Here is a 4858-nt window from a genome sequence, read left to right as displayed (position 1 = left end):
GTCAAAAAAAATACATTTATGATTTTGTATCAATTTCGAATAGTACCGTTAATTATCGTTATGATTCTCGTTGCTTTAATAGCAACAGGAAAAGCAAATGCGGATCACGTTAAAAGAAAGGTGAGTGCATTGCAGTCATACACAATTTCGGGTAGCGTGACGGATTCTCAAGGAGGAGCGTTGTCAGGTGTAACCGTGAGTGTCAAAGAGGCCAATGTCAGTGCATCGACTGGTGCGGATGGTAAGTATAAGATAGATGTGTCTGGAAAGCATGATACGTTGGTGTTTTCTTCGGTTGGTTATATTTCACGAGAAGTCCTTATTGCTGGCAGACAGGTGGTGAATGTGGAGCTGTCTCTTGACAATGAGGGGATTGACGAGGTGGTAGTAGTTGGCTTTGGTACGCAAAAGAAGGAAAGCTTAGTTGCATCGGTTTCTACGGTGCGTGGTGACCAATTGCGCATGCCCAATAGAAGCTTGTCTAATAATTTAGCGGGTCAATTACCTGGTTTAATTGCGGTCCAGCGCTCGGGCGAACCGGGGTATGATAATGCTGAGTTTTGGATTAGAGGGGTAAGTTCTTTTGCTGGAGAGACAAAGCCTCTTGTTTTGGTTGATGGTGTACCTAGGGATATGAACGATATTGAACCTGATGAAATTGAGAGTTTTACCTTGTTGAAAGATGCTGTTGCTACTTCGGTCTACGGCTCAGAAGGTGCGAATGGCGTGGTGCTGATTACTTCCAAAAGAGGACGTCCACAAAAAACAAGTATTTCATATAGAGGTGAGGTAAGTCGTTTGACACCGATTAGAATTCCAAATTATGTAAGCTCTTATGATTACTTGAGTTTATTCAATGAACAGTCCGTTAATGACGGACAAGCTCCTATGTTTTCACAAGAAATTTTAGATCGTTATGCTTCTGGTGAAGACTTAGATCTTTATCCAAATGTGAATTGGTGGAAATTATTGTTGAAAGAGCATACTAGTAATACACGGCATACTCTCAACTTTAGAGGTGGTGGCGATAAAATGAGGTATTTTGTGTCTGGTGCTTATTTTGGAGAAACAGGCTTGTTTAAAGTGCATGATGAGTATAATAATAATGCGGATTTGAAGCGCTATAATTTGAGAAGTAATGTGGATATTGATGTGACCGAATCAACTCTTCTGAAAATTGATTTAAGTGGACAGTATGTGCAAATGAACAGACCCCGTGTTGCTACTTCTGATATATTGAGATATTTTTCTGCAACACCACCGCATATGTTCCCAGCAGTATATTCTGATGGAAGTTTAAGTAATACTGTTGCTCTAACCAATAATCCATATAATGAGTTAGTAGAGAAAGGGTATAGACAACAATGGAGGACAGGGTTGCAGTCCAAAGTTGAGTTAGTTCAAAAGTTAGATTCTTGGATACCTGGATTAAAGGCTAGAGGTGCGGTTAGTTATGACTCTAATACCTTGTACTCTATGACTCGTAGTAAAACACCTACTACGTATTTTGCTACAGGAAGAGATGGGGATGGCAATTTGATTTTAAACCAAGTTAGTAATGGAACCCCTTTTGGTAATCCGACCACTACAAACTCTGGTGATAAGAATATTTATATAGAGGCTGCTGCAGATTATAATCAAACTTTTGGTCATCATCAAGTGGGTGGTATGTTTTTGTATTATCAAAAAGACAGGCAGTTACATAATCAAGCATTAGCATACCGAAAACAAGCATGGGTTGGTAGAAGCACCTATTCGTATGCCAATCGGTACATTTTAGAGGGTAACTTCTCGGTCACGGGTAGTGAACAGTTTGCTGCAGAGCATCGATATGGTTTCTTCCCAGCTGTTGGACTTGCTTGGAATGTGACTAACGAGCCATTTTTTAAAGATGAATTAAAGGATGTGTTGACTACGTTAAGATTACGTGCCTCTGTCGGAAGAACGGGTAATGACCAAACTGGTCAAGACAGATTCTTATACCGACCTACTTTTGAAACTAGTCCGGGTTATTATTGGGGAATTGGAAGTTCAGGTCCTCTTAATGGTGTTGGGGCAGGGATTATAGAGGGAATGTTTGAATCACCATCCATTTCTTGGGAGATCGAGATGAAGCGAAATTTTGGGATAGATTTAAATTTGTTTAATGGCAAGATAGATCTTCAAGCAGATTATTTTAACAATACAAGATCCAATATACTCTTACAAAGACGGACAGTATCTGGAGTAACCGGTTTTCAACAAACGCCTTGGCAAAACTACGGGGAGGTCAGCAATAAAGGTATCGACGGAAGCCTAAACATACATCAAAAATTTGGAAACGTAAAAACTTCAATGCGCGGAAACTTTACGTTTGCACGTAATAAAGTATTGGAATACGATGAGATTCCTCAGGCTCACCCCTGGATGGAAATAACAGGGAAGCGGTTAGGGACGTTAAACGGTAAGGTGGCTGACGGTTTATTTACAGAAGATGATTTTATCAGAACATTAGATCAGAATGGTAATAAACAGTATACTCTGAAAGATGGAATCGCCTATTATGATAAAACACCCAATCCACGTCCTGGAGATATCAAGTATATCGACATGAATGGTGATGGGGTTGTAAATGAGTATGATGTGGTTCGGGACTTGGCACATCCGACTATTCCAGAGATAATATATGGGTTTGGTTTGAATGTGGAATATAAGAAAGCCTATGTCAATGTCTTCTTTCAAGGTGCAGGAAATGTATCCTTGGATTTGAGAGGAGGCGGAGACAATGGTCAGAGGGCTATAATTCCATTTTTTGAAGGCATAGAATCTTCAAATGTCAGACAGGAAATATTTGATAGCAGATGGACAGAAGAAAATCCTTCTCAAAATGTGCTGTACCCTCGAGTGAGTCATGTCAATAGAGTGAACACCAACACACCGAGTACTTGGTGGTTTAAAGATGCCTCTTTTATTAGACTCAAGAATGTCGAAGTAGGATACTCTATTCCAGAAAGCTTGCTTTCTAAAGTAAATGTAGGCAAAGGAAGGGTCTATTTGATGGGGCAAAATATAGCGGTTTGGGATAAAATTAAGATTCAAGATCCTGAAGTAGGCTCATCAGGAGGGGGGGCTGTGTACCCACTGCCTAGTATATGGACCTTTGGATTGGATTTATCATTTTAAATAAGGAACAATCATGTATAGAATAATATCAGCACTTATAATTTTGTTGGCTCTTTCTTCTTGTAATAAGAGTTTTTTGGATGTATCTAAACAACTAGCCGAAGAAATGGATATGGAGAAAATTTTCTCTAATCCCAATGACGTTAGAAAATTTCACCGTACACTATATGATGGTATACCTAATACATTGGCTTTCACCTGGTGGAGTGAGATGCAAAAGCTGGAAGGTTCGGGCAACCCCTATGCGCATTCCTCCGACGATCTTCACAAAGCTCAATTGGCCTTCCCCTATACAAATCCAATAAATGGGTCTTCTTCTACTCATTTAGGCGTTTTCCATCGCTGGAGTAAGTATTATAAATTGATACGACAAGCAAATTTATTTTTAGAACATGTAAAAGAAATACCAGTAAGTGGTTCTGCCGATTTCCTTGGAGCTGGAGAGGTCGCAGAATTAAAAGCGCAAGCCCGCTTTTTAAGAGCATACTACCATTATCTTTTATTTGAACTCTACGGACCCATACCGATTATGGATTTTGCAGTCGACCCTTCGGATGAAGTCCTCGATTTTAAAAGAAATACGGTAGATGAAGTGGTTGATTTTGTGTATAGTGAATTGACTGCTATAGCGAGTGAACTGAAAGATCCCCATCTTACTAATCAGGAGATGCTCGCGGTTCCCACCAAAGGTGCAGCATTGGCTGTACGAGCTAGACTCATGGTCTATGCTGCTTCGCCTTTATTTAATGGAGGAAATCCCTTGGCTTTAACGTTGGTTGATAAAGAAGGACAGCATTTATTTCCACAAAAAGATGATACGAAATGGCAAAAGGCGGTTACTGCTCTTGAAGAATTTATTAACTACGCTAATTCAGGCCATTATGAACTACATAAAGCATATAATAATGGTGTTTTAGATCCGCATATGAGTATCTATGAAGTGCATACAAAAATGAACAAGGAGATTATTATGGCACGATCGGAAGATAATTTGCCAGCTTCTTTTCGTATAGATTCAAGAAATATTCCTCGTGGAGCTCGGGGCGGATCCAGTGTAACAGGCGGCATAGCAGTGACACAAGAATTAGTAGATGCTTTCTTTATGGTAGACGGTTTGTCTAAAGATGAATCTACGCTGTATAGTGAGGACGGTTATTCCATGGCAAATGAAGATCTGTCTGGTCAAACTGAAGTTGGGACACAAAGGATGTATATTAATCGCGAGCCTCGTTTTTACAATACGGTTTTTTACAATGGCCGCAAATGGCATATAGGGAACGAACAGATATGGTTCTATTATGGAGGGAATTCTGGTAAACCGTCTACTAGATATCCCTGGACAGGGCATCTATTGTATAAAAGAATGGATAGAAGGGCTTATGATGAGGGTAGCAATTTGAAACCGGCGGATGTTTACAAAGCGCCAGTAGTGTTTAGACTAGCAGAGTTTTATTTGTTGTATGCAGAAGCACTCAATGAAGTAAATCCTGGCGATTCTAAGATTATAGAATATATCGATAAGGTTAGAGAAAGAGCAGGAATCCCGTCGTATAGGGAATTGCATGATGACGGTATCAAGACGGACGTTGTAGGTAATCAGGAAGCTCAACGAACGGCCATACGGCAGGAGATGCGAGTGGAGTTAGCGACTGAAGGACAGCGATTCCATGATTTGCGAAGATGGCTGATAGCTGCA

At 40.2% G+C, this 4858-nt stretch carries 2 protein-coding genes; both read left to right on the top strand.

The window, feature by feature from the left end; all coding sequences use genetic code 11:
- Positions 1-18 precede the first annotated feature (18 nt).
- A complete protein-coding gene (locus G5B00_RS17615; RefSeq protein WP_163878722.1) occupies positions 19-3162 on the top strand; it encodes a SusC/RagA family TonB-linked outer membrane protein in 3144 nt (1047 codons plus the stop codon).
- 13 nt (positions 3163-3175) lie between these two features.
- Positions 3176-4858, top strand: a 1683-nt coding sequence (locus G5B00_RS17610; protein WP_163878719.1) for a RagB/SusD family nutrient uptake outer membrane protein, incomplete at its 3' end; no start/stop codon positions are given.

The sequence above is a fragment of the Parapedobacter sp. SGR-10 genome, from assembly GCF_011030405.1.
Lineage (GTDB): Bacteria > Bacteroidota > Bacteroidia > Sphingobacteriales > Sphingobacteriaceae > Sphingobacterium.
The sequence above is the reverse complement of the archived record's forward strand: the minus strand, read 5'-3'. Positions and strand labels throughout refer to the sequence as shown.

Coding starts and splice junctions, on each gene's coding strand:
- G5B00_RS17615 (WP_163878722.1), top strand. CDS start 19: ATGATTTTGTATCAATTTCGAATAGTACCGTTAATTATCGTTATGATT.